At 60.7% G+C, this 2590-nt stretch carries 1 protein-coding gene; it reads left to right on the top strand.

From position 1 onward, the window contains the following. Window positions 1–16: 16 nt before the first annotated feature. On the top strand, window positions 17–2590 hold a 2574-nt coding region (locus NTD88_RS16390), incomplete at its 3' end, for an immunoglobulin-like domain-containing protein (RefSeq protein ID WP_315975162.1).

Raw genomic sequence — 2590 nt, 5'->3', positions numbered from 1 at the left:
TGCGACCGAAGGCAGCGTGACCTTCGCAGCACCAAAAGACACTGTTTACGTGGATGCCGGTAGCGTCAGCGTCACCATCACTGGCACCACTGGCGGTGACTTCGAACACCTCGAAGTCAGCCCGACTGCTGCCGTCACTGCTGTCACCGACAGCATCGACACCAGCACTGTGACTCTGACTGCTACTGCTAGCGCGGTTGAAGGCGGCGTGGTCACTTACACCGCGAGCGTCACTGCTCCGGTCACCGGCGCCCCGCTGGTCATCACTCTGGCTAACGGCCAGTCGATCACCATCCCGGTCAACGCTTCGAGCGGTTCGGTGGACTTCATCGCCCCGAACAACGTGCTCAACACCAACACCCCGTTGACCAACAGCATCACCGGCGTCACCGGCGGCAACTACGAGCACCTGGAAACCGCAGGTACTCCGACTACCGTAGTGACCGATGACCCAGCGCGCCTCGACACCACCGGCCTGACGCTCAGCGCCACTGGCTCTGTTCAAGAAGGCGGCAACATCGTCTACACCGCCAAGCTGACTAACCCAGCCGGCACCGAAATGAAGATCACCTTGAGCAATGGTGAAACCATCACCATCGCCAAGGATGCGACCGAAGGCAGCGTGACCTTCGCAGCACCAAAAGACACTGTTTACGTGGATGCCGGTAGCGTCAGCGTCACCATCACTGGCACCACTGGTGGCGACTTCGAGCACCTCGAAGTCAGCCCGACTGCCGCTGTCACCGCGGTTACGGATTCGATTGATACCTCGACCGTCACGCTGACGGCGACTGCCAGTGCCGTTGAAGGCGGAGTGGTTACTTACACCGCTTCGGTAACGGCTCCAGTAACCGGCGTCCCGCTGGTCATTACTCTGGCTAACGGCCAAAGCATCACCATTCCAGTGAATGCTTCGAGCGGTTCCGTCGATTTCATCGCACCGAACAACGTGTTGAACACCAACACGCCGCTGACTAACAGCATCACCGGCGTAACCGGCGGCAACTACGAGCACTTGGAAACTGCAGGCACTCCGACCACCGTCGTCACCGATGATCCGGCCCGTTTGGACACCACCGGCCTGACACTCAGCGCCACCGGCGCCGTCCAGGAAGGCGGCAACATTGTTTACACCGCCAAGCTGACCAACCCGGCTGGCACCGAAATGAAGATCACTTTGAGCAATGGTGAAACCATCACCATCGCCAAGGATGCCACCGAAGGCAGCGTCACTTTCGCAGCACCGAAAGACACTGTTTACGTCGATGCCGGTAGCGTCAGCGTGACCATCACCGGCACCACCGGTGGTGACTTCGAGCACCTCGAAGTCAGCCCTACTGCGGCCGTGACTGCTGTGACTGACTCGATCGATACGTCGACCGTGACCCTGACCGCCACTGCCAGCGCGGTCGAAGGCGGCGTGGTCACTTACACCGCCAGCGTCACTGCGCCGGTAACTGGCACTCCGCTGGTCATCAGCTTGGCTAACGGCCAGTCGATCACCATCCCCGTGAATGCGAGTAGCGGTTCGGTCGATTTCATCGCACCAAACAACGTCCTCAACACCAACACCCCGCTGACCAACAGCATCACCGGCGTCACTGGCGGCAACTACGAACACCTGGAAACTGCGGGCACCCCGACCACCGTCGTGACCGACGACCCGGCTCGCCTGGACACCACCGGCCTGACCTTGTCCGCGACTGGCACCGTTCAGGAAGGCGGCAACATCGTCTACACCGCCAAGCTGACGAACCCGGCTGGCACCGAAATGAAGATCACCTTGAGCAACGGTGAGACCATCACCATCGCCAAGGATGCGACCGAAGGCAGCGTGACCTTCGCGGCACCGAAAGACACTGTTTACGTCGACGCCGGCAGCGTCAGCGTGACTATCACCGGCACCACCGGTGGCGACTTCGAGCACCTCGAAGTCAGCCCGACTGCTGCCGTCACTGCTGTCACCGACAGCATCGACACCAGCACCGTGACCCTCACCGCCACCGCTAGCGCGGTAGAAGGCGGAGTTGTCACCTACACCGCTTCGGTAACGGCTCCAGTCACCAGCGCACCGCTGGTCATTACTCTGGCTAACGGCCAAAGCATCACCATTCCGGTCAATGCAAGCAGCGGTTCGGTCGATTTCATCGCACCGAACAACGTGCTCAACACCAACACCCCGCTGACCAACAGCATCACCGGCGTCACCGGCGGCAACTACGAGCACCTGGAAACCGCCGGCACGCCGACCACCGTCGTCACCGATGACCCAGCTCGTCTGGACACCACCGGCCTGACCTTGTCCGCCACTGGTTCCGTCCAGGAAGGCGGCAACATCGTCTACACCGCCAAGCTGACCAATCCAGCCGGCACCGAGATGAAGATCACCTTGAGCAATGGTGAAACCATCACCATCGCCAAGGACGCCACCGAAGGCTCCGTGACCTTCGCCGCACCAAAAGACACCGTTTACGTCGACGCCGGCAGCGTAAGCGTGACCATCACTGGCACCACTGGCGGCGACTTCGAACACCTGGAAGTCAGCCCAACCGCAGCAGTTACTGCTGTAACGGATTCGATTGATACTTCG

The organism is Pseudomonas sp. 20P_3.2_Bac5 (assembly GCF_025466035.1).
Classification (GTDB): domain Bacteria; phylum Pseudomonadota; class Gammaproteobacteria; order Pseudomonadales; family Pseudomonadaceae; genus Aquipseudomonas.
This window is presented reverse-complemented; position numbering and strand designations above follow the sequence as displayed.